We start from the raw sequence: 23377 nt of genomic DNA, 5'->3' as shown, positions 1-23377 counted from the left end.
CCTGCTGGAGAGCCGGCCTGGCCGTGCCGTTTCGTGGTTGTCCACCGAAACGGCGCGCTTCTACTAACAGTTAGAGATTTATAGTTAGGTAAGTTAGAGGGGGCGCAAACCCGCGCCGTTACTCGCTTTGCGGCGTTTTCGTACTCCTGATAGCACGATAGGCGTACTCCCGATAGCACGATACCCGGTACTCCTGATAGCACGAGGCCGTCCACACCTTTTCCCGCAGTTATCCCCGTGCCGTGGACGGCACGGGCCGGAAGGTCAGCAGTTCCAGCCTTTCGCCCGGCATCGGCTCGATGCCCAGGACGTAGCCGGGCAGCGACTGACGTGCGACCAGCACGCGCAGGTCGTAGGCGAAGTCCGAGAAGCGCGCCGCGCTGCCGGACTTGCGGTGCAGGTGCCGGAAGTCGAATTGCCAGCCGTGTTCCTGCCGCCCGCCGTGCTTGCGTACCAGGCGGTACAGCCAGCGTTCGATGCCGCCCTTCAAGCGGAAATAGGCCGGGTCGATGGTCAGCACTAGGGCGGCATCGAGCACGCCGGCATAGAACCAGTCCGGCAGGATCAGCTCGATGCCCAGCGGCGTGCCGCTGGCGTCGGCCAGCTCGCGCCATTCGTTCAACCATGAGAAGCGGTGCAAGCGCCTCCCGGTGGTTTCGCGGATGGAAGTCGCCACGCTGGTCGATTGCAGCCGGTCGAGCGCGGCTTTCAGACGCTGGTAGTCGTTGAGGGACGTGCCGCGCCCGATGAAGCGCAGGATTTCGTAGGGCGTGGCGTGTATCCAGCGCGACGGGCGAATGCCCGCGTCGCGCGCCTCCACGATCTGCGAGGCCGCCCAAATCAGAACGTCGGCATCCCATATCGTGGCGATGCCATGCTCGGCCGTGCCTTCCACGCGGATGGTGATGTTCCCGCTGCGGAAGTCGATCGGCGCGGTGCGCCGCGACTTCGCCAGCGAGAAGAACGGAAAAGCCATCAAGTCCTGACTGTCGCGCGGCGCCATGCCGTCGCCCGGTAGCGCACGGAACAAGTCGAGCTGTGCCTGCTGCTGCGATCGCTGCCCCGGCGGCAGCGATGGGCTGGACATGACGATGGCCACCGGCGAGCCGACGATCAGCGGCCATCACGGTAGTCGCCCGCATGACGCTCTGCATATTCCGGGTCGGACGTGGCCTCGTAGCTGCGCTGGTCGGCCCAGGCATCGAGGTCGGCCACCGCGTACATGACGCGGCGGCCGAACTTGCGGAACTTGGGGCCGCCGCCGATCACGCGCTGTTTCTCCAGCGTGCGCGGCGACAGCCGCAGGTATTCGGCGGCTTCGTCGTTGGTCAGGTAGCGTTGGGGCTGCACGGGCGCAGCGACAGCAGCGGCGGCAGGCCGCAAGGGAGCGGGTCGCATGGGATGTACCTCCATCAAGCCCGGCCACACCACGCGGCCGGATAGAGGCACTTTCAAGAAAGCAAGGCTTCTTGCTCAGGGACGTTTTGCAGGGGATGCAGCGCGTCCCTGTGCAACGGGCGGAAGCTGTGCAAGGCGGCGATAGCCGCCGCGCATCAGCACATCGCCCCGGCGTACCAGCCGGCGAACGCGGGCGCGCAAGGCGCTGTCGGCGTACCAGTCGTCGGCAACGGCATCGACGCCGAATAGCCCTTCGGCCACGTCGCGCAGGGATGCGCCAGCGAGGGTGCCGTCGAGCGCCTGGAGCGTGTTCAACTCCAGCAGCGCAGCGGGGGCCGGCCGCGACCGTGCTGTTCCCGCTGGCGCTGCATCGCCAGCGGCGGCCAGCTTGTCCAGTTCGGTCGCCAGCGCCTGATAGCGTCCGCAGGATGCGGCGCAGGCGCGAATGGCATAGGCGTAAGCCATGCCGTCGGCCAGGCCGGGAGCGATCACCAGCCGCAGGCAGCAGCCCGGCCAGCGTGTCAGCAGCACCAGGCGCTTACCGTCGTGGATCAGGTGCTTCTGGCCGGGGAGGCGCCAGAATGCGAAGGCCACCGCGTCGGGCGGCGGGTCGGCGTCCGGGTAGAGCTGCACCACCGCATCGTGATCGGGGAACCAGGCCGGATGCGCGTCGCGCGCATCCAGGGCGGGATCTTCCAGCAGGCGCAATCCCCAGCGCGCGGCGGCCTCTGGCCGGCGGCGCCGGCGCAGCCAGTCGCGGCGGTAGTCGGGGTGGCGGCGCAGGTATTCCCAGGCCAGCGCGGGGCCGTCGAGGTGCAGCGTGTAGAGATACGCGGCGGTCGGATACCAGTGTTCGGCGCTCGGGTCAGCCATGACGCAGCCTCCTGTCGTTCAGCAGGAACGTCGCCACGGATTCCGCCGTGCGGGAGCTATCGGGCCGCCATCAAGTCGTCATCGAAATCGGGATAGGCTGTAACTGCTGGTGTCAAGACTGATTCGCTCCAGGGCATTGCGGAAATCGTCTGAATGCGACGGCTGCGCCGCCACGAAAATGGCGCGCAGCATGAAGCACCGTGCAGCAGCCCGCACCAAAGATCATGACTGTTTGCAACAGAAGCGCACCGCTTCGGTGCAAGAGTTCGGATTCAGACCGCGCAGGTCTTGGGTAAGACTGAAATAGTCAGAATGCGCCGTCGTTGGCTGGGACTGCTCAGTCGGTGATCGAGCCGTTTTCCTCGGCCAGCCGCAGGTACTCCGACAGCAGCCGCACGGGCTGGAAGTAGCGATCGCGCATCACAGGTTGCTGCGCGGCCCGACGATGGACGCCAGATCGGACAGCTTCACATGGCCCAGGCCGGGCATGCCTATTCCCAGGTCGATCAGCCCCCAGGCCGTATCGCCATCGGCCGGGTCGAGCGCGGCCAGCAGCCAGGTGGCGTGCGCGTCAGGCGTGAACAGTCGCACCACCGGCATCGGGTCGATGCCCCGATCAGCGGCGCGTGCCGCGCCGACGGCGCGCAGTTGCGCCCGCTGTTCAGCGGTGACGAGCGGCTGGGTCATGGCCCGAATCCCCACGCATCCGAGGACGCACGGATACGATTTTCCACCGAAGCGCGGAACCGCCGAAGCGGATGCGTGCTTTGGCGGGAAAGCACGAAGGCGCAAGCCATCGAATCCGTACATCCACGGAAACGCAGAAGCGGAAGTGCGCAGGTCAGGAAAGACACGGATGCGGTTCCCCGCTTTTGAAGAAAGCCGCCGATGCGGATTTCAGTAAGGACACGAAAACACGAAATGAACACTATAGATTGTAGCCCTATAGAGTGCAACAGGTTGTCATTCTGGATTTTGGGGAAAGTTCAGAATGACAGCGTTCAAGCCATCATTGCCCGATGCACTGCGGCGGATCAGAAAGGCGCGTGGTCTGAGCCAGGAGGCGTTCTCGGATGTGTCCAGCCGAACTTACCTCAGCTCTCTGGAGCGAGGGCTGAAAAGCCCAACATTGAATAAAATCGAAGATGTTTGTGCCGTGCTGGATGTTCACCCACTCACGCTGCTGGTCCTTGCGTATGCAGGTAGTGATCCAAAAAGCGTCCACGAACTGATGGATCACATTGCTCGGGAAGTTTCATCATTTTCCGAGCCTCCGAATAAATAACAGGAGGTGAGTCGTGTTCAAAATTACCGGACTGGATAAGCTTCAGAAAAACCTGAAAGATGCACAGCGCGCCTTGAGTGAGTTAGACGGCGAACTGGGGGTCGTAAACTTTGATCCACATGATCCCGCCAGCATTGAGGGCGCAATTCAATCGGTCAATCGAATGATCGACGAGCGCTTAGGGGAATATTCTTCGAACCCTATCGTTGGCCCTCTCGCAGAACAAATGAAGGAAAAGTATCGGGAGAGTATTCTTGAAAAAGCGGCAGAAGCAAGATTGAAGTCGGGTGGGGATGAGTGATGGCTAAAGACCTATTCTCGGAAATAGACAATGCAGTTCTAGACTTGCAGTCCTCACAGCTTCAAACCTACGAAAGACCGCTCAAGAAATTGGCTCAACTGCTACGACATCCCGACCTTGAGCCATACAACGCCGAGCTCACGGAAGGTCTCGACGTTGAGGCGTTCATCGCTGAAAGTGAAAAGACCGGGGGCAGCATGGTTGGAAGCGCCCAGCTTGCTTGGCCAGATGAGCCCAAACAGGCGCTGGGGTTGACGTTGCTTTTAATCGAGAAGCTGGCGGCAGATCCCGGCTACGCTACGAACTTCGGACACCATTTTTTCTATTCCGGAAAAAAGGTCATTGCTGGAATCCACGCACTTACTGGCCAGCTAATCATTCCCTTCGTGCGAGATTACAAGAGTTATATCCAGGCCAAGGGGAGCACGGATGTCATGTTAAAAGCTCAATTTTCGCGCAAGGTCTTTATTGTTCATGGTCACGATGATGGTGCTCGTGAAACAGTGGCACGATTTCTTGAGCGAATCGGGCTAGAAGCTATCATCTTGCACGAACAGGCTAACCAAGGACGAACGATTATAGAAAAGGTGGTTGCTCACAGTGATGTTGGTTTCGCAGTAGTTCTGCTTACGCCAGACGATGAGGGCTGCGTAAAAGGAGGAACGCCTGAGCCCAGAGCCCGTCAGAATGTGCTTTTGGAGTTGGGGTACTTCATTGGTCGCCTGGGCAGAGACAAGGTATGTGCTCTCAAACGCGGGGCGGTGGAAATTCCAAGCGATTTCGCCGGTGTCGTTTGGGAGACGATGGATAGCGGCGGGGGCTGGAAACAGGCACTTGCGCGTGAGCTTGAAGCTGCCGGTCATAGCATCGACTGGAATAAGGTCATGCGTGCATAGAGTTGTGCCCCGCCGCAATGGGCGGGGCGCCGTGGGCGGCCGTCAGGCCGCCTTGGGCTTGTTGCGCGACCAGATCAGGTCGTGCGTGCCGTCCTCGTTCTCGATCAGGCGGGCATAGACCGTCGCCGGGAACGAAGGATCGTCGAGGGATACGGACACGTAGGGCCGACCGGCTTCGCTGATCTTCTTCCACGCCGCGCCGATGTCGTGGCCGGCCGCCTGAAGGCGGAAGTCGGGGGCGTTCTCGGTGTCGCCCTTGTCGTTGGGAATCAGCTTGACCTTGACGTTCAGGGTCAGGGTGCGGAGCTGGCCGGTAAAGCCGTCTTTCTCTGCGGTGAAGGTGCCGATGTTAGCCATGATGTTTCTCCTTTCGGGTTGAACAAGGTCGCGCCAGTGCGTCCTTGTTGTGATCCGGCCGGCGGGGGATGGGCTGGCCGCACCGCGCAGCGGTCGCAACACCGTGGAGAGCCTGGAAGCGAAAAGAATTTGTCCCGCGAGGAATGCGCGCAGCGCAGGGGAAATTGTTTTCGCTGGAAGGTTGCGGCCATGAAGCCCAAGGCGCAGCCGTTCCCTCGCCAGGATTCACGACAAGCCAAGGACGCACCGGCCGCCCGCTCCCGAATGGAGACGTGGCCGACTCGGCATCCCCGCATGACGGCTTCACCGGCTTGCGCCCTGACGCGGGCAAGGCCAATACCCCAACGACGAGCAAGAACGCTCCTTGCCGCAGATTGCGACGACGTGGTTGAGGCGTGGCGTGGATGCTCCATAGCGAAGCCGGGTGGCGTGTCTGTGAACCGTCCTTCGTGACGTACAGGCGCGAACCGCCAGCGTCGAGGACGGCACGCTTTGGCACAACCAGCCGCAGCAAGCCGGGGCGTAGCCCCACAAGCCCCGCCCATTGCGGCGGGGCGCCATCGAAACCTTGCCCGCGCCAGCGGGCGCCGATCGCCGTACCGCGTGCAAGGCACTTGCACGTCCGCCCCGTCGCCGCCTGGTCGAAGGCGGCGACGGGGCGATTCTGCTTTGGACGCTGGAACCGGACGCGGCCACCGCCGCGCCCGGATCTTCGACCACCGGCCCCAAGGCGGAACGGCTTGGGGCCGGTGCGGCTCGTTATTCCTTGGTTTCGATAATCCACCACATGGCACGCGGCAAGGCGCGGCCCGTGATGGGGTTAATGTCGGTGAGGTCGGCGCGGGCCGACCAGACCGAGGGTGGGCGGTAGCCGCGCACGTCGCCTTCGCCGTGCCAGCGGCGGGCGCGTACTGCGCCGGGCACATAGATGGCCGCCATGCGCGGGCGGCTGGTGGTGGTGCGGTTCATGGGGGCTTCTCCTTCAAGCGAAGCGCCCCGGTCGAGTGCCGGGGCGCTTGCCTTCGGCGCGGGTCAAGCGGCCAGCGCCTCGGCGGGTTCATCCACCATTGCCTCGGCATCCTCCGGGGCGTCCTGCGCCTGCGTTTCCTGCGGCGCAGCTTTCGGGCCTTCGGTGTTGAAGATGGCGGGCATCCAGCCCGTACCATCGGCCAGCCGTTCCGCCTCGCTGGCAATGTCGGCCTTCTTCAACTTCGCCAGCCGGGCAGCGTGCGACGGTGCGAACTCGCCCACGGCTTCCAGAATTGCGGCCTTAGGCACATGCTGGAAATACCCGTCTGCGGTGGGCTGCCACCATGCGGCCATGTCCAGCCCCACGGCCTGCGCCAGTTCCGCGCCCGGCTGGTGCGTCGTGGCGCGAGGCGTCACCACATCCACCGTGGAAGCCACGCACACGGCCAGCAGCCGCACCAGTTCGCCTTGCTCCATCGCCAGCAGCGCGGCGAACAGTTCGGCGCTGTCCTGCGGCAAGGCTTCGCCCGCCAACTCTTGCAGTTCGCGCAGCGCCACGGCGGCGGGCGATTCCGGCCAGTCCGGGGCCCTGCCTTCTAGCCGGTCTTGCGCCGTGAGGCGCACGCCCAGCGGCAGGCCGTCGCCGTAGGCGTCGGGTTGCAAGACGCTCTGCACCATGCCATGCACCAGCGCGGCCAGCGCGACGTGCGGATGCCGCGCGACTTCGATTTGCAGCGCCGCCGTGCGGTGGGCGCTCAACCGCTGCGCCAGCCGGTCGGACAGGCTCGCGGCCTTGGGCGCGTCGTCGGCGTCCTCGTGCTCGTCGTTGGCGGCTTCGCCTTCGGCACTGCCGAAACCGCGCCGCAGCTTTTCCAGCGTGCGCAGCGCCTTGGCCTCGGCTTCGCGCAGCAGGCCGCGATGAATGACGGCCTCGCCGTTGCGGTCGATGGTGACGATGGCACCGGCCACCTCGCGCACCTCGGGGGCGTAGCCTTGCAAGGCGTCCTCCGCGTCTTGCAGTTCCCCGACCACCTGATCGCGCCGCTGTTCCAGCTTCTCGGCCTTGGCCTCGTCCTCGCTGCTTTCACCTTGGTAGGCCTCTTCCAGTTCGGCGTCGATCTTTTCGAGGCGGGTTTCCAGCGAGGCGATGCGGCGGGCCTCGCGGGTGGTCGGCTCGCGGCGGTGGCGCGGGGCGTTCTGGAACGCCTGCCGTTCCTCGTAGGCCAGATGCGGTACGGCCTCCACCCATGCCCAGCCCTCGGCGCGCACGTCCTCGGCCAGCGTTGCCAGCTTGTCGCGCACCAGCGTTTCCAGCACTGCGGTATCGGTGAGGTAGGTTCCGGCATCGCCTTCCGCGAACAGGTCGCGGCGGATGCCGCCGCCTGCCTGCTGGTAGGCGTCCAGCCCGACGAAGCGCACCAGCGCGTGCGTGGCGTCGATTTCGCGCTCGGTCAGGCGCTCGCGCAGCTTGGACGGGCTGCGCTGCCATTCCGGCGCACCATAGAACGCCGCTTCCTGCGCGGCGTGGTCATCGGTGATGGTCAAGGCCATCAACTGTTCCAGCGTCACGCCACCGGCCCGGTAGTCGGCCATGAGGCGCGGCGAGACGTTCGCCAGCTTCAAGCGGCGCTGCACCACCAGCGGGGACACGCCGAAGTCGGCGGCTATGTCCTCGATGGGTCGGCCTTCCTTGACCAGCGCGGCGAAGGCCGCGAACTGGTCGGCGGGGTGCATGTTCTCGCGCTGCACGTTCTCCGCGAGGCTGACGGTACGGGCGGACGCATCGGCCACCAGCAGGCACGGCACTTCGTAGTCGGTAGGGATGCGCATCTTCTTCGCCAGCAGCTTCAAGGCGGTCAGGCGGCGGTCGCCTGCCACCACCTCGTAAGCCTCGCCATCGGCGGAAAGGATGACGATCAGGTTTTGCAGCAGGCCGATGCGGGCAATGCTCGCGGCCAGTTCGGGGATGGACAGGCGCGGGGTCTTGCGTGCGTTGCGCTTGGAGCGGCGCGGCAGCAAATGCGAGAGGGGAACCAGAATCAGGTTCTTGGTCGGGTCGGCCACTTCCAGCGGCGCGGCGGTTTCGATGGCGCGGGTTTCGATTTGGGTAACGGCGTTCATGGTGACAACTCCTTGCGGTTGGGGATGCGGCAGCGAGAGAAGCGGCAAGGGCTGCTGCCTGCCCCTGCCGCGTGGGGATTCAGGCTTTCAACTGGCGCATGCCATCGGCCAGCAGCCAAAGCGCACGGTTGAGGCGGATGTTTTGGTCGATGCCCTGCACCGGGCGGGTTTGCTGGCGGCGTCCGTTGGCGCTGCGCCCGCGCAGGCCGCCTTGGGTCAGGTTCTCTTGCGTGCGGTTGAACACGCTCCACAAGTCCGGGCGGCGGTCATCAAAGCGTCGCGGCATCAGGATTTGCGATTGCGTGATGGGCGCGGGCTTGTCGGGGTCGTCGTACTTGAGGGCCAGCGCGGCGCGGGCGAACACTTCGGATTCGCCATCGTTCAAGGTGATGGCACGCATGGAATCGCGGGATTCCTTCACCCGGTCGAAGCCGCTCAACACTTCGTAAGCGCCTTCGATGACGTGCCCGGCCACGTCGCCTTTGTGGGGCACGCGCACATCGGCCACGGTGTCACCGAATACCAATCCGTTCTGGCAGACAAAGCGCAGTAGGCCAGCCAATAATTGATAGCTGCTGGTGCCGTCGTGCGAGTTCAGCAGGACGATTTCATTGGCTTCTGCATCGTTGATCTGGTTGGCATGGCGCAGCCGGATCATGTGCTTGGTGAAGTCGCGGCGGTCTTCGTTGCGCACGCGGGTCTGCGCCACCATGAAGGGCTGGAACCCTTCCTTGCGCAGTTCCGCCAGCACGGCGGCGGTGGGGATATAGGCGTACCGCTCGGAACGGCTTTCGTGCGGCGCGTCCGCGAAGATGGACGGCGCGACCCTGCGGATTTGATCGTCGGACAGCGGGTAATCGCTGCGCAGCGACGGGGAACGGGAAGCGAATCGGGATGCGAGTTGCATGGCATTTCTCCTGACGAAAAGGGTTTGCTGTTCACACCGCACACCGGATTCCTAGATTCGGAGCCCAGCCTTTCGGCTGTTCGATGCGGTCGGCACGAAGAACCCGGTTGGCCCTGTTGCCACCGTCTTTCCTGAGTTCATCGCCCGCGACGGTCAGGAGCGCGCGGACGGGGGCCGTCAAGGAAACAAGCGCAGGGTTGGTGCGGCCCGCAGGCGCAGCCGAGGACACGGCCCTGCGCGCCTTGACGGCACACGGGAGCGGGCTACGGTCGCGGGTAAGGTGATGAAGTCAGGGGAGACGGCTGGACAAGGCAACGGCCATCCCTTTGTGCCGACCGCACGCAAGCGAAGCGCGCAGGCCCGAAGCTGGAAGCCGGGCCGTAGGCGTCAGCCGAGCGGAGCGAGGGAACGATGGAGGCCCGACAGGGGCGAAACCCCCCAGGGGGGTTCGATGCGCAGCACGACAGCGCGACCGGCTATGCTTCTTGGCCGGGGACGCCCATTCGCCCAAGCAACTTGAACCCCGTACCCTGGCCATCGACGTCATACCGCGGTGTTGTCCGGCCGATCTGGCGCAGCCGGCTCTACCAGTTTGACAAGGGAAGCCAACGCTGTGTGCAGGCTCGTCAGGGCTGGCAGGGTCAAGGATCGAAACCGGATGGCGCAATTGGCAGAGGAGCCGGCGCAGCCAGCAAGCCCACGACTAAAATCGTGACGCCCGAGATCATGTCAGATAAAATCGACAGAAAGCGACAATTGATTAGCGCTTGGTGCTCCTAAGTCTGGATAGCGTGAACTTAAGAGAAGGGCACATGCATTCCACTTGCACAAACAGGAGTCTCTAAAATTCCATGCACCCATTCCAAGAAAATCTACAGATATGGTTCTCTAGGAAATTTCCTGACCGTGCGCAGAATCAATGCTTTGACATCCCTCTTGTGCTGTCAAGTGATATAGGACTGGTACGTCAAGAAAATCAAGATCGGGTTGCGGCTATCTACACTGGGAAAAAGTCCATCAATCCTCTATTTGCAGTAGCGGTTGCAGATGGAATGGGAGGTATGCGAGATGGAGGGCTCTGCTCCACTTTGTCCCTATCGAGTTTTTTTTATGCCCTGGTTCATTATCGCAACCTGAGCATTCATGACAGAGCGACGGAAGCAATAAGGCATGCCAACGAGGAAGTATTTAAAATCTATAGTGGAAATGGAGGGTCAACACTGACCGCCGTTTTGATAGATTCTTATGGGAAGCGACTTTTCGTACATTTGGGCGATACAAGAATTTACACGTTCGGCTTTAATGAAAAGGTAGAGCGGCACACCACTGATGATTCTCTAGCAGAAGCTGTTGGTGGCAGCGGCCGAGAGCTTCTCCAGTTTGTTGGAATGGGTGAGTCCATGCAGCCCAAAATAGCAGACCTTCCCAGCAATAAAACGTTTTGTGCAATCACTACCGACGGCATCCATAGCATTGAAGAAAAGACTTTAAGTAGAATTCTAGAAAACTCATCGGACATAAAGCAGGCATCAGATAGATTGATTGCCCTGTCTAGATGGTGTGGCGGCCACGATAACTCCACATCCGCAGTATTTGACATAAGCAAAGTCACAGAGTCGCTAGCTTTTTATGAAGGTAGTGGTATTCGACTCTGGGATGCTGATGGAGACTTAACCACGCTATGGTTGCGCGAAGAAGATCAAGCATTTAATCATAGGCAAGGCCGACAACCCGAGAGTTCTGGTGACATTAATAATGATCTGCCGGCCAAAGCGCCCCTCGGCAACGTCGTAGCTACAGGAGAGAAGCCCAAGAGACAGAGGTCTTCCACAAAGAGGCCCAAGAAAAAAAAGCGAGAAGATGCATATCCTGAAAATATCGAGCTAGACATCGAAATAGGAAATCCTGGCGAACAAGGAGATGTCGATGCTGATAGCAAATAGATACAAGTCTCTCAACACATCTGACAGAGGGGGCATGGGGGAAGTCTTGTTTTGCGAGGATCTTCATTTGCAACGCCAGGTTGTTCTGAAGTATCTCCAACCAGGAGTTGAGGCAAGAAGACTTCTGGACGAGCAAAAATCCCTCGCGAAACTAAGATCAAAACATGTAGTTCAGCTCTATGACATAGTGAACATTCAAAGCAATGGAGTCCAATATCCAGCCATCGTCCTTGAGTTCATTGATGGAGAAACCCTTGAGGCTGGAGGATTCTCGGCCAGCCATGAATATTTAAATGTAATTTGGCAGATATCTTGCGGCCTAGCCGACATACATTCTGGAGGGATCATCCATCGAGATATTAAGCCAGGAAACATTAAAATAGACAGTGAGGGTGTCGTAAAAATTCTTGATTTTGGTCTATCAAGAAATAACACTAACGCAGAGACTCGGAGCATCATTGGAACTCCCATATTCATGGCTCCGGAACTATGGGGGGATCAAACAATAGCGTTTGACTCGTCTATAGACGTTTACGCATTTGGCGTGACTTGTCTCGCCTTGTTGACGCCCAACGCACCTCCCAGCTTGCGCAATCGCCCCCCAAATCAACCCTCGTTGGGCGAGTTCTCTGCCCCCTTTGCAGGTATTCCAAGCGAAATTTCCGGGGTACTGTACAGTTGCCTTTCTGCTAATAGCGCTGACAGGCCTACCATGCAAGAGATTCAGGATCTTCTAGCAAAGCAGCTACTTAAGAACAAACATCGTGCCACAGTTGTCCTGAATGGCGTCGTCCATACTTTGGACTCAAAAAATCGAAAGATTGCACTAAATGCAAACGTTGGGAGCCTCACAATAGAATATGATGGCTTGGACTTTAATGTCACAAGCGTTTCGGGTGATGTATATATCAACAATACGTCAGCCACTTCAGGAAGAGTAGTTCCAGGGTGCTGTGTTCTCACTTTCGGAAACGGCGGCAACCGAAAATTTGTGACTTTTGATGTATCGAACCCAGAGGTAATGCCATGAATACAGGGGATATTATTTCTGGACGCTATAGGATAGAGCGCCATGTAGGCCGGGGCGGCATGCAAGATGTGTATTTAGCATACGACCTTCTACTCGAAGGGCATGTGGCACTGAAGACTCCCCAGCCGGGGCAGCCTGATAAGCGATTTAGCAAGAGCGCAAAAATATCTGCCAGAGTCAATCACTATAATGTGGCAAAGACGCTCGACTACCTTGAATTAGATGGCAATCTATTTCTCATAGAAGAGTATGTCGATGGTGAAAATCTTGATACAAGATTAAGATCATTTGGCGCGATTGATCCACATCTGGCTGCCAGAATTTTCTTGCACATTTCAAAAGGAGTTGCTGCCTCGCATCACGCAGGCGTTGTGCATCGTGATCTGAAACCGAGCAATATCATTGTCGAGCATGGCGTTAATCTTCATGAATTAAAGATTACAGATTTTGGAATTGCGACCTTAACAGAGGAGGTTTTTGAGGAGGCAGCTCGCGAGGGAGATATCACAAGATCAACTTCCGGAACTATTCGTGGGGCGCTGCCTTATATGGCTCCCGAGATGATGTTTAGACAGGCAGGAGAGCATCCTGGAAAATCAGTTGATATATGGTCGCTTGGTGCATTGATGTTTCAGATATTAACAGGAAAGGTTCCTTTCGGAGTTTATCTGCAAGCCGCGGTTAATGTGCAAAATCGGAATAGAGAGCCTTGGCCAACGTTCATGACGGTCAATCCTCAATACAAGAATTTAGCGGAACAACTGCAATCTATTGTCGAAAAATGCCTCCAGCACGACATTGCTGACCGCCCCACAGCGGACGAACTAGTCGAGGAAATTTCTGATCTGTGTTTTATTGGCGTTGACCGAAAGGTCGGGGCGGTCTCCAACCTTATACAAAATGGCTATAGCGGATTTATTGATGGTGATGACGAAGTAACCACCTTCTTTAGCATGGAAAGTGTTTACGGAACGCGGCGCCCAGCGGTGCCCGGCAGTAGGGTTTGTTATTCGAGCTTCCCTGGATCTCCACGTGATCGCGGTCATCCAGTTATCGTCATTGACTGACAAATTCCTGCCTCAAGACGCAGTTTAAGCATATGGCGCTGGGATTATCAGAATAGAGGTTTCTGTAAAAATTATTCGCCATTGAATTGCCAGTTCTTTTTAAATCTATGCTCGCCGGGTTGCCTACTGCAATCCCTCCCTCAGCAAGACACGCGGCGGCAGAGTCGTGATGTACTCGGCGACATGGATGCCGGACTTGTCTAACTCCAGCAATTCAACTTGGTCCGACTTTTTGCTTGTGCAGAGAATGATTCTCAGCGGCGAGGCTTCTTCTGGCCTCCTTTCGTGCCTGTCAAGCCAGCGAAGGTAGAGTTCCATCTGGTCCTTGTAAGCAGCTTTGAATTCTCCGACTGTTGTGGCCTTTACGTTCTCATGTCCAATTACTGCACAGTGTCCGTCAGAAATGGAAACAGGCCGTACCGACCGTGATGTGGATTCTTGCCGAACATGAGTGATTGTTCGCGCTTCCTGATTGTCTCCGGTGGGTCAGTGTTCTCGACCACGATGACTTGTGTGTCGATGGGCAGCGCTTCCAGGTAAGCGTAGAACTGTTCCTGAAGGTCGGTTCCGGTCAAGTCGTCTTCGGTTCCATCGGGTTCTCGATATGCTAGCAAGGGAGAATCGAGAACGACGAATCCAGTGTGTGGCGTCTGCCGCGAGCGACAGAAAGCCAGCAGTCCGAGAGTGAAAGCAGCATGCGTGATGGCACGTAGCCCCTTGCCAAAGGCACTACGCGACTTTCCTGCAATAACTAGGTCGCGTGTTTTGGAATCAAAGTATACGTCCCCAGCCTCGGGAAAATGCCAACCGGCCAGGATTCCCTCAACAGTCTTGGCAAAGCTGTGGGTCACGGTGGTGGGAATGTCTGCGTTGGCAAGCGCACCGGCCTTGTCGTCCTCGGCACCCTTCTCAAGATCAGCACGGCGGCGCTCCATGTCTTGCACGGTGGCGTAGAGTCCCAGCGCCTCGCGTACCTCGGCGCGTTTGTCAGCGAAATCGGAATAGGACTTGCGAAGACTCGAAAGCTTCGGCGCGATCAATTCTTCAACTGCTTCGGAAATTGATCCCAGCTCCTGGACAACGGCAGGCATCCTACGGTCGAAACGGGAACCCTCATGCTCAAGGCTCTGAATAGTCGCCGCGAGTTCGGCGCGCAAAACCCCGATCTTGGCGATTTCCTTCTGAGCCGCTTGAACAACAGCATCAATGTCTCCATTGCATTCAGCATCGGCGCGATGAGATTCGGGAGCTGCACCGCAGAGGGGGCAATGCCCGGAACCAAGCACATTGAATAGCGTTCCACCTTCTTCGATAGCACGCAGCCGTTCGATGTCGGATGCGTAGTGCTTGTCGAGAAGGCTGAACCGCTCAAGCATCGATCCGATCTCGGCGCGCCGCTCGCGGCCTTCCTCAAGTTTCTTGCGCAGTTCACGCCGTTTCCCAGCGGCTTCCTGGAACTGTGCTTCGGTAGTATTTACTTGGGCTGTCTGTTGGCGCAGCGATGCGTCAATCTTCTCTAGCTGCTCCTCCAATTCCTTCGGACTTTTGGTCAGCTCCTTAAGTCGCTCGCGGTAGTCGCCAAGAAGCTGATCAAGAAGATGCAGCTGCGCCTCACGCGAAAGTTCTTCCGGCTCACCCTTTGCACTGGCAACCAACGCTGAGTCGTCTGCCCCGGTTAAAAGCAACTTGAATGTTGCAAGGTTAGGCGTATTAGCGGTGGGGTTGCCGTCAAAAAGTGGGGAGCTTTGTTGCGTGATTTCCGTCTCATTAACGATCATTAGACGTGCGATGTTGCGAAAGCTCAGACTATTGGTTTCGTTCCGGGAATTCCTACGGACCCGCTTGTCACCAAGTCCGCATAGGCCTAGCAAGAAAGAAGATAGGTTGGTGTCGTTTCTCTCGCTATGCTTGTCATCGAGCTGCTTGTACGGAACATCAGTTGCAGGTGGCGTCTCATGCATGTCGTCATAAAGACGGAAACCGCCGCCGTCTATGCTGCGCCAAAGCGTGAAAGCCCTTCCATCAAGTGTCTCAATACCCAGAAGAACGAGGTCATAACCGACACGCTCCGGGATGTCGCGCAAAGGCGGCTTGCCTCCGAGCATGAAGTCGATGGCTTCAACAATGAACGATTTCCCAGTATTCGATGCACCGTAGAGAACGTTCAATCCGGGACCGAAGGTGACGCTTGAGGGCTGCTTCTGAGGGCCGAAGAAGCCTAGGAAGCGCAAACGGAATCCGGGAATTTCTACCGTCATACCTCGCCCCCCAGGCTCCGCTCAACTTGCTGAAACTCTTCAACCCACTTATCGAAGAACCGGCGCATAACGCCTTTGAATTGTTCGTCCGTGAGATCGCCAAGGGCTTCGACAAGCCAGGCAGCCCGGTCCTTCAGAGCCAGTAAGTAGCTAGATGAAACTGATGTTAGGAATGTGGCGGCACTTTCGCCTGCGCCATACTTGATGCCATCGGCCGTGATTTCGCGCTGCACGAGATCACGGGTCATCATCAAAAGTAGAGATTTCTCCACCAGTTTTCGCCTCACGAGCATTTCAGTCGAATGCATCGGCGTCGGTGGGTGCAAGTTGTCCGGACCATCAATATCGCCTGTATGGACAAGAAGATAATCCAGGGCTACAAGCCGCTGAAGATCGTAGGTTTTCGGATATGCGGCGCCGAGAATCGAGACGGCACGGATGCCGGCCTCTAGTGGGCCATTGAAGGTGATCGGCTTACGTTCTTGGCTCATTGTCGTGTCCACCGAATGCGCTCCTCGTTCACGAGTTGGTGGCAGATTCCATCGCGATCCTTGGGCTTCGTACAAGTGATAAGGGCATTCGCTGTGATGTGCATGTCACGAGCCGCTTTGGTAACAGCGCAAACCTTTTCGTAGCCGTCGGCATGGGTCGCGTCGTGAGTGTCGATAACACCATCGTGAATGTCGTTCAGCAAAGACTCGAAGGTGCCAGGCGGCACGCTGTCACGCGCAAAGACGCGCAGCGACTCTGCCTCATAGAATGCTTCGCGCTGCCGACGGAAGTGCTCCTTGAGCTTTGGCACAGACAAGGCCGAAGGGTCGGTCACGTTCGTCCCTGTGTGCTCGCCGTATGCGACGAGCAACTGTGTCACATAGCGACTCTCGGCGATAGCGACCTCTTGGGGCGGCTTTTCGGAGGCAGGCCGCATTGGCAGGCCACCACCAAAGCGAGCAACATGAACCGGCGTGGTGCGATGATCGCCAACAAGCTGAAGTGCGGTCTTGGCGTCAAAGATAGAGAAGTCAAAGGCGTCCACATAGGCGCGGAGCTTCGCGTCGAGAAGCACCTCTTTCGTGCTTGTGATCGCGTCTTTCACGTGTTTATCCCAATTCGCAATTAGTTCCTCGCGCAGCTTTTCGGCATTCGAGAACAGGCGACTGAGCGACGTGCCAGAACCACGTGGTGAAACAAAGTAGTAGCGGCGGGGAACCGTGTATTCACCGCTGTACGAGTGCCAGATGACCTTGCCAAACTCAGCCCAGACATCACTAGGCCTGATGGCATGGCCATAATGCTTGCATTGGTAGTTGTCCCACACACCCTGGAGGCGTTCATCATCAACGAACCCGGCAACGTCGATACCCATGTCGCCGGCACCCGAAAAACGTTGGACATGCTTATAGTTCGCTGTGAGGCAGTAATAGGCCCACTCCTCAACGAATACTTCCCACTCGTCCGGCGAATAAGTCAACAGCCTTTGCTGCGGCGGAATGACCGGGCCATTCGCGACCTGCGCAGCGGTGACGGCAGTTGCGGGGTTAGACGGCTTGTTGATGTCCTTCCAGTTCGCTGTCATGTCCGCACCTTATACTTGGCCATCATAAGGGCTGAAATACGGATTCTTGTGTATCTGCGCCGCCTGGACTTTCTTCGAAAAGAACTCTGCAAGATCATCCTGTTTCTCAAGCAAACGCACGATCTCCTGAAGCGTCGAGAGAACCAAGACCTTATGTTGTAAAAACTCACGAACGGTATGGATGGCCGGCTCTGTGTAGTCACTGGCGGAAATGAAGATACCTCGGACCTCGGCGCGCGACATGAGGCGGACGAGATGCTCCGAAATCTCTGGCTTGCCCACCGGATTTCGGTACCACTTCATTTCAACGAAGTAGAGCACGCCACCAAGCTCGATCACTCCATCGATCTGTTCAACAATCCCCTCCCCAGCGCTGCCCACCAGGTGGAAGGCTTTGTGGATAAGAACGCCATAGGCCTGAAAGAGATCGTTGAGCGCGGTCTCCAGCATCTTGCCGCGTTCCTGCGCTGTCGTCGAAGCGCCAAAAAGTGCGTACAAGCCCCGCTTGGCAGTCTCGATTCTGGAATCGCGCTGCCGCTTTTCGGTGGCAATCCGTTGCGTTTCGGCGAGGCGCGCCTGCCGCTCTTCCTCGCGGGCGTTGTTCATGCGTGTGAAGGCGTCCTTTTGGTTGACGACTTCACGAATGCTCGCGACGAGCCCCTTAGCCTTTAGCTGGTCGCTGGGCCAGCACGAGTCGAAGCTTGCAAATTCCACAACACGGCGCAGTACCTCACGCCGTTGGCGAAGAGCGGATTCACCCTTCGCATTGAGGCGTTCAAGCACCGTACGAACCATTTCGTACTTGTTGACATCCTTCGGCGCCGCCTTCAAGCGAGTGGCAATATCAGATGTCACAGTTTCAGTCACGCCTGCGCCGCGAAAAAACACAAGAACATCCGACTTCGAGCGATTGAGCAACGGCACGACATCCACCAGGAGGTTGAATAGCTCCGGCGGATAGTGGAATGTGATGTCTGCCGATTTATCGGTCATGCCACACGCCCTCCCAGGCATGCTCATCAACGCGAGAGAAGGCTTTTTTCTTTTCCGTCATGAGTCCTTTCCTACGCAGTTTTTCGCTCGCTTGACGGTCTTATGGCCTCGAATGGCCGACGCAGTAGGGAGCAATTTGATAGATTGTCCCAACTCAGCCTCTGCAAGCTCCAGGTCACAGTGCGACTGTAAGTTCATCCAGAACTGCGGTGACTCCCCGAACCAGTGAGCAAGCCGTAGCGCCGAGTCGCCAGTGACCCCGCGCTTGCCATTGATGATCTGAGTGATCCTGTTGGCAGGGACACCGAGCTGACGCGCCAACTCAGTCGGCGATACACCAATGACTTCAAGCCGTTCGGCGAGAACCTCGCCCGGATGATGCGCTGCCGTGGTCATATTGCGCCCCAGAATGAAGAGCCCCTCACTCCAATGCCTTGGTCGGTATCAAGCCGACTGATTGACGATGTACGTCAATCGTACATTACTTTTGCTTACGTGGTGGGCATTGGAAGCGGGCGGTACTAGGGTTCGAATGCGGCGCGCTGCTAAGCTCAAATGTTGCAGTCAGTTCTTCTTGCGCTGCTCGATCTGCAACTGCGCCCGCCGAGTCGCTTGGTGCAGCCGATCCACCAGTACGGCGCGCGGCGGCAAGGTAGTCAGGTATTCGGCAACGTGGATGCCGGATTTGTCCAGTTCCAGCAGTTCTATCTGTTCGGACTTCTTGCCAGTGCAGAGGATAATCCCCAGCGGCAGGGCCTCCTCCGGCTCCCGTTCGTGCTTGTCGAGCCAGCGCAAGTACAGCTCCATCTGCCCTTTGTAGGCTGCCTTGAACTCGCCAACCTTTAACTCCATCGCCACCAGCCGGCGCAGCTTGCGGTTGTAGAACAGTAGATCGAGGTGGAAATCCTCGCTGTCAATCTGGATGCGCTTCTGCCTAGCGACGAAGGTGAAGCCTGCGCCGAGCTCCAGCAAGAAGAATTCCATTTCCCGGATGATCGCCGCTTCCAGGTCGCCTTCCTGCCAGGTGTCTCTCAAGCCCAGGAAGTCGAGGATGTACGGGTCGCGCATGACGAGGGCCGGCGACATGCGCTGCGCATCGCGCAGGGTCGCTAATTCCTGCGCGATCGTTTCGTCCGGCTTTTGGGACAGCGCCGTACGCTCGTACAGCATCGAGTCGATGCGCTCGCGCAGCGTGCGCACGCTCCAGCGTTCGGCGCTAGCCATTTGTGCGTAGTAGTCCCGCCGGAGCGGGTCTTTCAACGGGATCAGGGCGATGAAATGCGTCCAGCTCAATTGTCGTATCAGTGATACGACAATCTGCTCGTTGGGGAAGGTAGCGGCAAACTGCACCATGCGGCGCAGGTTCTTGACCGCGAAGCTGCTGCCGTACTCCTTCACCAACTGCGCCGCCAGGGTCAACACGACTTCCTCGCCGTAGCCGGCCCGCTGCCCCTCCAAGACCTGCGTATGGATGCGCTGGCCGATACGCCAGTAGAGCATCGTCAGCTCGCTATTCACCGCCGAGGCGGCGCGCTGTCGCGCCGCCTCGATCAGTGCCCGGATGTCGCCTATCAGCGCTGTCGGCGCTGCGGACGAAGGAATGGATGACTTGTGCCTGTTCATGCCACGGCCTCCTTGGGCTGTCGCGCGCCCGTGATCGCCTGGCGCCGGCTCGCCACCAGCTCGGCCGCATCGCGCACCGGCTTGTCCTCGGTGTGGACGTAGTGCATGAACATCGCCACGGTCTTATGCCCCGTCAGCTTCATGCCTACCTTGGTCGGCACGCCCGAATTGGCAATGTCGGTCGTCGAGCGGTGGCGGATGCCGTGCGTGCCGACGTGCGGAACGCCGGTGCCCTTGAGCACCCGGCACCAGCCGCCGTAGTGCTCGCCAAAGGTCAGGTGCTTGGTCGGGTCGTTGGGCGATGGCAGGACATAGGGGCAGCCTTCACGGCGCGGTGCCGTCGAAAACAGCCGGTAGGCTTCCGCGCTCATAGGCTTTGAAAGGCCGCCGGTCTTGCTATCGGGCCAGACCACGCGCCGTTTCTCCAGATCGACCCAATCCCATTCGAGCGTGCAGATTTCGGAGCGACGGCCGGCGAACTCGAATTGCAGGCGGATCGCCAGCGGAATGACGTAGTTCTCCAGTCCTTCCGCCTCCAGCTTCTCCAAATGGCGGAAGATCAGCGCTAGCTCGTCGTCTACGATGAGTCGGGTTTCCTCGCCGGGCGGGTACATCGGGACGTGGCGGCACGGGTTCGTGCCGTCCGGGCGGTAGCCCCACACTTCGGCCAGGTTGAACATCTTGCGCAGCACGCCGAAGGTGTTGTTCGCCTCGGCGGGTTTGTAGGCCAGCTTCTCCATCAACCCGGCAATGTCAGGCCGCTTCACGTCCTGCACCTTCTTGCGGCCCAGCAGCGGGACGATGCAGCGGTCGATGACGGCCTGATAGCCGCGCTGCGTGCTGGGCTTGTTGCGCTTCTTGGAGTAGTCCTCCATGAACTTCTTGCACAGCGCTTCGACCGTTGGCGCCTTGCGCGCCTCGGCCTTGGCACCGCCAGGGTCGCCGCCCCGGCGAACCTCGGCCAGCCAGTCCTGCGCCATGAAGCGGGCCTGCTCCACGGTCAGTTCCCCGAACAGGCCCAGCGAAGGCTTGCGAGGCTGCCCGGAGTTCGTGCGGTACTGGAGCATGAACACCCGGCGGCCCTTCGGGGTAATCTTGCACAGGAAGCCGGGCACCGCGGTATCCCGCAGTTCGATGTCTTTGGCCTGGGGTTGCGCCGACTCTACGGCGGTCTTGGTGAGCTTGATCTTAGCCATGATGACTCCTTGGAACGACCCGAATTCCAAGAGCCAGATAGGATCGGCGCGAGGGAAAACCGGGTCAAGTTTCAGAAAGCACCGGCATATGATGGACGCGCGTAAGTTCTTGATAAACCTGCTGTATCGAGCTGCAGCGCAGTCCAGCGAAGTACCGGGCTGGAGTCATCGTCAAACAAAAAAATTTGAGACGAAAGTCAGCAAACGCTGTAGGGCTAGAACTCGGCTTGCTGACTCTCGTCAGGGCCGACTCGGTAAAGCCGGGCGTGTGATTGAGGTAATGTCCCGCTGAGGCCGATTACCTGGTGACGTGCGACCGGCGGGCCGGGCTGCTGCAACATGGCCGCATCGGGCGCACACGCATCGTCACGCCGACCACCATCTGCGCCGAGGCGCTTTGAGCCTATCTTCGCACCCACGGCGTTCGGCGCGGAAATGATGTCGGTCGTTTTACGCGAGCTCATCGATCCCGAGCGAGGCATGAGCGCTTATCGCCGCGTGCGGGAATTTGCTCAAATGTCTTGCTCGCTCCTGCGCCGAATTGAATAAGAACTCCCATGAATCCTTCCCCCACCGATGCTGAAACCAACGCCCGCCTGACCCGGCTGGAAGAAAAATTCGGTTATGCGGAAGACCTGCTCGACGCGCTCAACGCTTTGGTGGCCAAGCAGCAAGATCAGATCGCGCAGTTGTTGCGGGAGGTCGCGCAGTTGCAGCGCCAGCGTGCGGACGATCAGCCTTCAGCGCCCACAAGTTTGTGGGACGAGTTGCCGCCGCATTACTGAAGGTCTCGGATACGCGCCGCGTCAGCCCGGATAATTCACGGCCAGACGTATTTCTGTTGAGGTTGCCATGAATCCGATTTCCACCCCGCCCGGCGATGAGAGTCTTATCAAATATCCGTCCGACTTCCCCATCAAAATCATGGGCGCCAATGTGGACGGCCTGGCCGATGCGATTGCCGCCGTGGTGCTGCAACACGCGCCCGACTTCGATCCGGCGACGATGGAGTTGCGCCCTTCCAGCGGGCGCAACTATCTGAGCTGCACCTGCACCATCCGCGCCACCAGCCGCGCGCAGCTCGACGATCTCTACCGCGCGCTCACCAGTCATCCGATGGTGAAGATAGTGCTGTAGCGGCGTCAATCGCTTCGCCGCCTCGCCGCCAACGCAGCGTGCACAGCGCGGCGCAGCGCGGGGAAGTCGGGCATTGCGTGCAGCCCGTAGAGATGGCGCTGCAGGCGCTCGGCAAGAGGGTGCAGGGGATGTGGCGGCGGCAGGGCTGCATCGCTTAGCCATTGCGCGAGGGTAGCGGCGCGCGGCAGGCCGCGCCGGGGAGGCAATGCCAGCCAGGCTTGCTTGAGCGCTGCTGCATCGGTGGCTTGCCACACAGCTTGCAGCGCGCGGCGCTCACGCCAGCTACGGCAAGCCCAGCAGCCCACTGCACGCAGCGCAAACAACAGCAAGAGCAGCGCCGCGGCGCCGCCCAGGCCGATGGCGATATGCAGCGAGCGGGCATCGACCACGGTGAGCAGTGGCGGCACCCAGCGCGCGGTGGCGGGTAGTTCGGTGCGGGGATCGAAATAGTCGAGCCGCAGGGCCGGCGCTTGCAGCCGGCCCGCGGTTTGCGGGCGCAGGTAAAGGGTAATGTCCCAGGTGTCGCCTGCTTCAGCGGAGGGTTCTTGGGTGCGGGTTACCTGCACGCCAGCAGGGCCGAAACGGGCGGGCAGCGCGGCGTTCCAGCGGTTTGCCACGCGCAGCACCTGCGCCCGGTCGAGGCCGGGGGCGGACAAGCGCAGCCGCCACGCGGTGGTGTCGCCCAAGGGCAGTTGGGCCGGGGCCGAGAGCACCTGCAACTGCGGCGCGCCGATCAGGCCGTCGGCCGGCCACCACTGCGGCAACGCCCGCGCGGTAAAGCGCAGCGGCGGCGGGGCGTAAACGCGCAGGCTGCCGAAGGCATGGGCGCGCAGCAGCCCAAAATCCATAGTCACCTCGCCAGCCTGCAAGGGCAGCACACGCCAGGCGAACACTTGCACGAGTTGAGGCGCGCCGTCGATGACTTCGCTGCGCACCGAGTCGGCCAGCGGCGCGATCTGCGCCTGCGCGCTGCGCGGCTGCGGCGTCGTCCACGCCAGATTGCCGCCGCCGATGGTCCACAGTTCCACGCGCAGCGCTTGCAGCGCGTAGGGACGGGCGGGCGTCATGCGGGTGCGCCATTGCAGCGGGGCTTCGCCGTTGGCGGCTGCGGCGACATCGAGCGTTTGCGCTGGGCAGCGCCCGCCGCCCGCTTGCACGGCGGGCAGGGGCAAACGCCCGCTGCGCAGGGGGTAGAGCGTGAGGGTGGCGGTCTGCTCGCTGTGCCCGTCCGTGCTGCCGCTGGCGCCTTGCTGGTCGGTCAGTAGCCAGTCGGGCGCGAACTGCGCGGAGGTGAAGCTGGGCAGCGGCGCGGCGAGGTCGCGCGCGATGAGCGTCCAATGCAACGGGTGGCCGAGCACGGCGGCAGCGGGCTCAGTGCGGCATTGCAGGCTGGCTTGCGCGGCGGCGGGGCGCGCGGCGGCGAGCAGGCCGAGGCTCAGGGCCAGCG

General features: G+C 59.7%; 23 protein-coding genes and 3 pseudogenes. 9 read left to right on the top strand and 17 right to left on the bottom strand.

Annotation, left to right across the window (positions count from 1 at the left end):
- Positions 1-229 precede the first annotated feature (229 nt).
- The 4 genes and pseudogenes from B3H47_RS01355 to B3H47_RS01340 form a co-directional block, all read right to left on the bottom strand.
- The gene (locus tag B3H47_RS01355) at positions 230-1087 is read right to left on the bottom strand and encodes a replication initiator protein A (RefSeq protein WP_286985528.1); all 858 of its coding nucleotides are present in this window, start codon (positions 1085-1087) and stop codon (positions 230-232) included.
- 26 nt (positions 1088-1113) lie between these two features.
- Positions 1114-1398: a helix-turn-helix transcriptional regulator gene (locus tag B3H47_RS01350; protein WP_026069907.1), complete on the bottom strand. Its 285-nt coding sequence runs from the start codon at positions 1396-1398 to the stop codon at positions 1114-1116.
- A gap of 75 nt (positions 1399-1473) precedes the next feature.
- On the bottom strand, positions 1474-2271 hold the full coding sequence (locus B3H47_RS01345) for a DUF2285 domain-containing protein (RefSeq protein WP_286985526.1): 798 nt from the start codon (positions 2269-2271) through the stop codon (positions 1474-1476).
- Between the two features lie 337 nt (positions 2272-2608).
- Positions 2609-2958, bottom strand: a pseudogene (locus tag B3H47_RS01340) (DUF2958 domain-containing protein).
- A gap of 304 nt (positions 2959-3262) precedes the next feature.
- Between B3H47_RS01340 and B3H47_RS01335 the strand changes: the two are divergent.
- From B3H47_RS01335 to B3H47_RS01325, 3 genes are read left to right on the top strand one after another with little or no spacing between them, the layout of a single operon-like run.
- Complete coding sequence (locus B3H47_RS01335; protein WP_212583763.1) at positions 3263-3556, top strand: helix-turn-helix domain-containing protein; 294 nt, start codon at positions 3263-3265, stop codon at positions 3554-3556.
- Between the two features lie 13 nt (positions 3557-3569).
- Positions 3570-3857, top strand: coding sequence for a hypothetical protein (locus tag B3H47_RS01330; protein ID WP_286985521.1), 288 nt, complete (start codon positions 3570-3572; stop codon positions 3855-3857).
- Positions 3857-4753, top strand: coding sequence for a nucleotide-binding protein (locus B3H47_RS01325; protein WP_286985520.1), 897 nt, complete (start codon positions 3857-3859; stop codon positions 4751-4753). Before B3H47_RS01330 ends, B3H47_RS01325 begins: the two co-directional genes overlap by 1 nt.
- Before the next feature lie 42 nt (positions 4754-4795).
- Here B3H47_RS01325 and B3H47_RS01320 read toward each other — a convergent pair whose 3' ends face one another.
- From B3H47_RS01320 to B3H47_RS01305, 4 genes are all read right to left on the bottom strand, one after another.
- The gene (locus tag B3H47_RS01320; protein WP_286985519.1) at positions 4796-5110 is read right to left on the bottom strand and encodes a DUF736 domain-containing protein; all 315 of its coding nucleotides are present in this window, start codon (positions 5108-5110) and stop codon (positions 4796-4798) included.
- A 759-nt stretch (positions 5111-5869) separates the two neighbouring features.
- Complete coding sequence (locus tag B3H47_RS01315) at positions 5870-6079, bottom strand: hypothetical protein (protein WP_286985518.1); 210 nt, start codon at positions 6077-6079, stop codon at positions 5870-5872.
- 63 nt (positions 6080-6142) lie between these two features.
- The gene (locus B3H47_RS01310) at positions 6143-8200 is read right to left on the bottom strand and encodes a ParB/RepB/Spo0J family partition protein (RefSeq protein ID WP_286985517.1); all 2058 of its coding nucleotides are present in this window, start codon (positions 8198-8200) and stop codon (positions 6143-6145) included.
- A 79-nt stretch (positions 8201-8279) separates the two neighbouring features.
- Positions 8280-9107: a DUF932 domain-containing protein gene (locus tag B3H47_RS01305; protein WP_286985516.1), complete on the bottom strand. Its 828-nt coding sequence runs from the start codon at positions 9105-9107 to the stop codon at positions 8280-8282.
- A gap of 851 nt (positions 9108-9958) precedes the next feature.
- Between B3H47_RS01305 and B3H47_RS01300 the strand changes: the two genes are divergently transcribed.
- Genes B3H47_RS01300 through B3H47_RS01290 form a run of 3 tightly spaced genes read left to right on the top strand, consistent with a single transcriptional unit; the run spans position 9959 to position 13147 of the window.
- Positions 9959-11050: a PP2C family protein-serine/threonine phosphatase gene (locus B3H47_RS01300; RefSeq protein ID WP_286985514.1), complete on the top strand. Its 1092-nt coding sequence runs from the start codon at positions 9959-9961 to the stop codon at positions 11048-11050.
- Positions 11034-12080 (top strand): serine/threonine-protein kinase, encoded by a 1047-nt coding sequence (locus B3H47_RS01295; protein WP_286985512.1) that lies wholly within the window; start codon positions 11034-11036, stop codon positions 12078-12080. Before B3H47_RS01300 ends, B3H47_RS01295 begins: the two co-directional genes overlap by 17 nt.
- Positions 12077-13147: a serine/threonine-protein kinase gene (locus B3H47_RS01290; RefSeq protein ID WP_286985510.1), complete on the top strand. Its 1071-nt coding sequence runs from the start codon at positions 12077-12079 to the stop codon at positions 13145-13147. Before B3H47_RS01295 ends, B3H47_RS01290 begins: the two co-directional genes overlap by 4 nt.
- A gap of 123 nt (positions 13148-13270) precedes the next feature.
- Here the strand turns inward: B3H47_RS01290 and B3H47_RS01285 are convergent.
- The 8 genes and pseudogenes from B3H47_RS01285 to B3H47_RS01250 all read right to left on the bottom strand — a co-directional run.
- Positions 13271-13498, bottom strand: a pseudogene (locus B3H47_RS01285) (PDDEXK nuclease domain-containing protein); the annotation flags it as partial.
- A gap of 29 nt (positions 13499-13527) precedes the next feature.
- A complete protein-coding gene (locus tag B3H47_RS01280) occupies positions 13528-15405 on the bottom strand; it encodes an AAA family ATPase (RefSeq protein WP_286985509.1) in 1878 nt (625 codons plus the stop codon).
- A complete protein-coding gene (locus B3H47_RS01275; protein WP_286985508.1) occupies positions 15402-15896 on the bottom strand; it encodes an ABC-three component system middle component 2 in 495 nt (164 codons plus the stop codon). The genes B3H47_RS01280 and B3H47_RS01275 overlap by 4 nt, the downstream gene beginning before the upstream one ends.
- Positions 15893-16981: an ABC-three component system protein gene (locus B3H47_RS01270; RefSeq protein WP_286985507.1), complete on the bottom strand. Its 1089-nt coding sequence runs from the start codon at positions 16979-16981 to the stop codon at positions 15893-15895. Before B3H47_RS01270 ends, B3H47_RS01275 begins: the two co-directional genes overlap by 4 nt.
- A gap of 9 nt (positions 16982-16990) precedes the next feature.
- A complete protein-coding gene (locus B3H47_RS01265; protein ID WP_286985506.1) occupies positions 16991-17974 on the bottom strand; it encodes a restriction endonuclease in 984 nt (327 codons plus the stop codon).
- Positions 17975-18031: 57 nt separating this feature from the next.
- On the bottom strand, positions 18032-18370 hold the full coding sequence (locus tag B3H47_RS01260) for a HigA family addiction module antitoxin (protein ID WP_286985505.1): 339 nt from the start codon (positions 18368-18370) through the stop codon (positions 18032-18034).
- A gap of 168 nt (positions 18371-18538) precedes the next feature.
- Positions 18539-19597 carry a PDDEXK nuclease domain-containing protein gene (locus B3H47_RS01255; protein WP_286985504.1) on the bottom strand — a complete coding sequence of 353 codons (1059 nt, stop codon included), beginning with the start codon at positions 19595-19597 and terminating at the stop codon, positions 18539-18541.
- The gene (locus B3H47_RS01250; RefSeq protein WP_286985503.1) at positions 19594-20793 is read right to left on the bottom strand and encodes a tyrosine-type recombinase/integrase; all 1200 of its coding nucleotides are present in this window, start codon (positions 20791-20793) and stop codon (positions 19594-19596) included. Before B3H47_RS01250 ends, B3H47_RS01255 begins: the two co-directional genes overlap by 4 nt.
- Before the next feature lie 290 nt (positions 20794-21083).
- Here B3H47_RS01250 and B3H47_RS01245 point away from each other — a divergent pair.
- The 3 genes and pseudogenes from B3H47_RS01245 to B3H47_RS01235 form a co-directional block, all read left to right on the top strand.
- Positions 21084-21194, top strand: a pseudogene (locus B3H47_RS01245) (PIN domain nuclease); the annotation flags it as partial.
- A 156-nt stretch (positions 21195-21350) separates the two neighbouring features.
- Positions 21351-21578, top strand: a complete 228-nt coding sequence (locus tag B3H47_RS01240; protein WP_156053280.1) for a SlyX family protein — start codon at positions 21351-21353, stop codon at positions 21576-21578.
- Between the two features lie 67 nt (positions 21579-21645).
- Positions 21646-21930, top strand: coding sequence for a YbeD family protein (locus B3H47_RS01235; RefSeq protein WP_156053281.1), 285 nt, complete (start codon positions 21646-21648; stop codon positions 21928-21930).
- Between the two features lie 5 nt (positions 21931-21935).
- Here B3H47_RS01235 and B3H47_RS01230 read toward each other — a convergent pair whose 3' ends face one another.
- The gene (locus B3H47_RS01230) at positions 21936-23375 is read right to left on the bottom strand and encodes a hypothetical protein (protein ID WP_286985502.1); all 1440 of its coding nucleotides are present in this window, start codon (positions 23373-23375) and stop codon (positions 21936-21938) included.
- Positions 23376-23377: the final 2 nt, after the last annotated feature.

It is taken from the genome of Thiomonas sp. UBA7699 (assembly GCF_002482605.1).
GTDB classification, from domain to species: Bacteria; Pseudomonadota; Gammaproteobacteria; order Burkholderiales; family Burkholderiaceae_C; genus Thiomonas; species Thiomonas arsenitoxydans.
The sequence above is the reverse complement of the archived record's forward strand: the minus strand, read 5'-3'. Positions and strand labels throughout refer to the sequence as shown.

What these genes read in the sequence shown, in the direction of transcription:
- B3H47_RS01355 (WP_286985528.1), bottom strand. Translation starts at nt 1,087, where the DNA reads ATGTCCAGCCCATCGCTGCCGCCGGGGCAGCGATCGCAGCAGCAGGCA.
- B3H47_RS01350 (WP_026069907.1), bottom strand. Translation starts at nt 1,398, where the DNA reads ATGCGACCCGCTCCCTTGCGGCCTGCCGCCGCTGCTGTCGCTGCGCCC.
- B3H47_RS01345 (WP_286985526.1), bottom strand. Translation starts at nt 2,271, where the DNA reads ATGGCTGACCCGAGCGCCGAACACTGGTATCCGACCGCCGCGTATCTC.
- B3H47_RS01335 (WP_212583763.1), top strand. Translation starts at nt 3,263, where the DNA reads ATGACAGCGTTCAAGCCATCATTGCCCGATGCACTGCGGCGGATCAGA.
- B3H47_RS01325 (WP_286985520.1), top strand. Translation starts at nt 3,857, where the DNA reads ATGGCTAAAGACCTATTCTCGGAAATAGACAATGCAGTTCTAGACTTG.
- B3H47_RS01320 (WP_286985519.1), bottom strand. Translation starts at nt 5,110, where the DNA reads ATGGCTAACATCGGCACCTTCACCGCAGAGAAAGACGGCTTTACCGGC.
- B3H47_RS01315 (WP_286985518.1), bottom strand. Translation starts at nt 6,079, where the DNA reads ATGAACCGCACCACCACCAGCCGCCCGCGCATGGCGGCCATCTATGTG.
- B3H47_RS01310 (WP_286985517.1), bottom strand. Translation starts at nt 8,200, where the DNA reads ATGAACGCCGTTACCCAAATCGAAACCCGCGCCATCGAAACCGCCGCG.
- B3H47_RS01305 (WP_286985516.1), bottom strand. Translation starts at nt 9,107, where the DNA reads ATGCAACTCGCATCCCGATTCGCTTCCCGTTCCCCGTCGCTGCGCAGC.
- B3H47_RS01300 (WP_286985514.1), top strand. Translation starts at nt 9,959, where the DNA reads ATGCACCCATTCCAAGAAAATCTACAGATATGGTTCTCTAGGAAATTT.
- B3H47_RS01295 (WP_286985512.1), top strand. Translation starts at nt 11,034, where the DNA reads ATGCTGATAGCAAATAGATACAAGTCTCTCAACACATCTGACAGAGGG.
- B3H47_RS01290 (WP_286985510.1), top strand. Translation starts at nt 12,077, where the DNA reads ATGAATACAGGGGATATTATTTCTGGACGCTATAGGATAGAGCGCCAT.
- B3H47_RS01280 (WP_286985509.1), bottom strand. Translation starts at nt 15,405, where the DNA reads ATGACGGTAGAAATTCCCGGATTCCGTTTGCGCTTCCTAGGCTTCTTC.
- B3H47_RS01275 (WP_286985508.1), bottom strand. Translation starts at nt 15,896, where the DNA reads ATGAGCCAAGAACGTAAGCCGATCACCTTCAATGGCCCACTAGAGGCC.
- B3H47_RS01270 (WP_286985507.1), bottom strand. Translation starts at nt 16,981, where the DNA reads ATGACAGCGAACTGGAAGGACATCAACAAGCCGTCTAACCCCGCAACT.
- B3H47_RS01265 (WP_286985506.1), bottom strand. Translation starts at nt 17,974, where the DNA reads ATGACCGATAAATCGGCAGACATCACATTCCACTATCCGCCGGAGCTA.
- B3H47_RS01260 (WP_286985505.1), bottom strand. Translation starts at nt 18,370, where the DNA reads ATGACCACGGCAGCGCATCATCCGGGCGAGGTTCTCGCCGAACGGCTT.
- B3H47_RS01255 (WP_286985504.1), bottom strand. Translation starts at nt 19,597, where the DNA reads ATGAACAGGCACAAGTCATCCATTCCTTCGTCCGCAGCGCCGACAGCG.
- B3H47_RS01250 (WP_286985503.1), bottom strand. Translation starts at nt 20,793, where the DNA reads ATGGCTAAGATCAAGCTCACCAAGACCGCCGTAGAGTCGGCGCAACCC.
- B3H47_RS01240 (WP_156053280.1), top strand. Translation starts at nt 21,351, where the DNA reads ATGAATCCTTCCCCCACCGATGCTGAAACCAACGCCCGCCTGACCCGG.
- B3H47_RS01235 (WP_156053281.1), top strand. Translation starts at nt 21,646, where the DNA reads ATGAATCCGATTTCCACCCCGCCCGGCGATGAGAGTCTTATCAAATAT.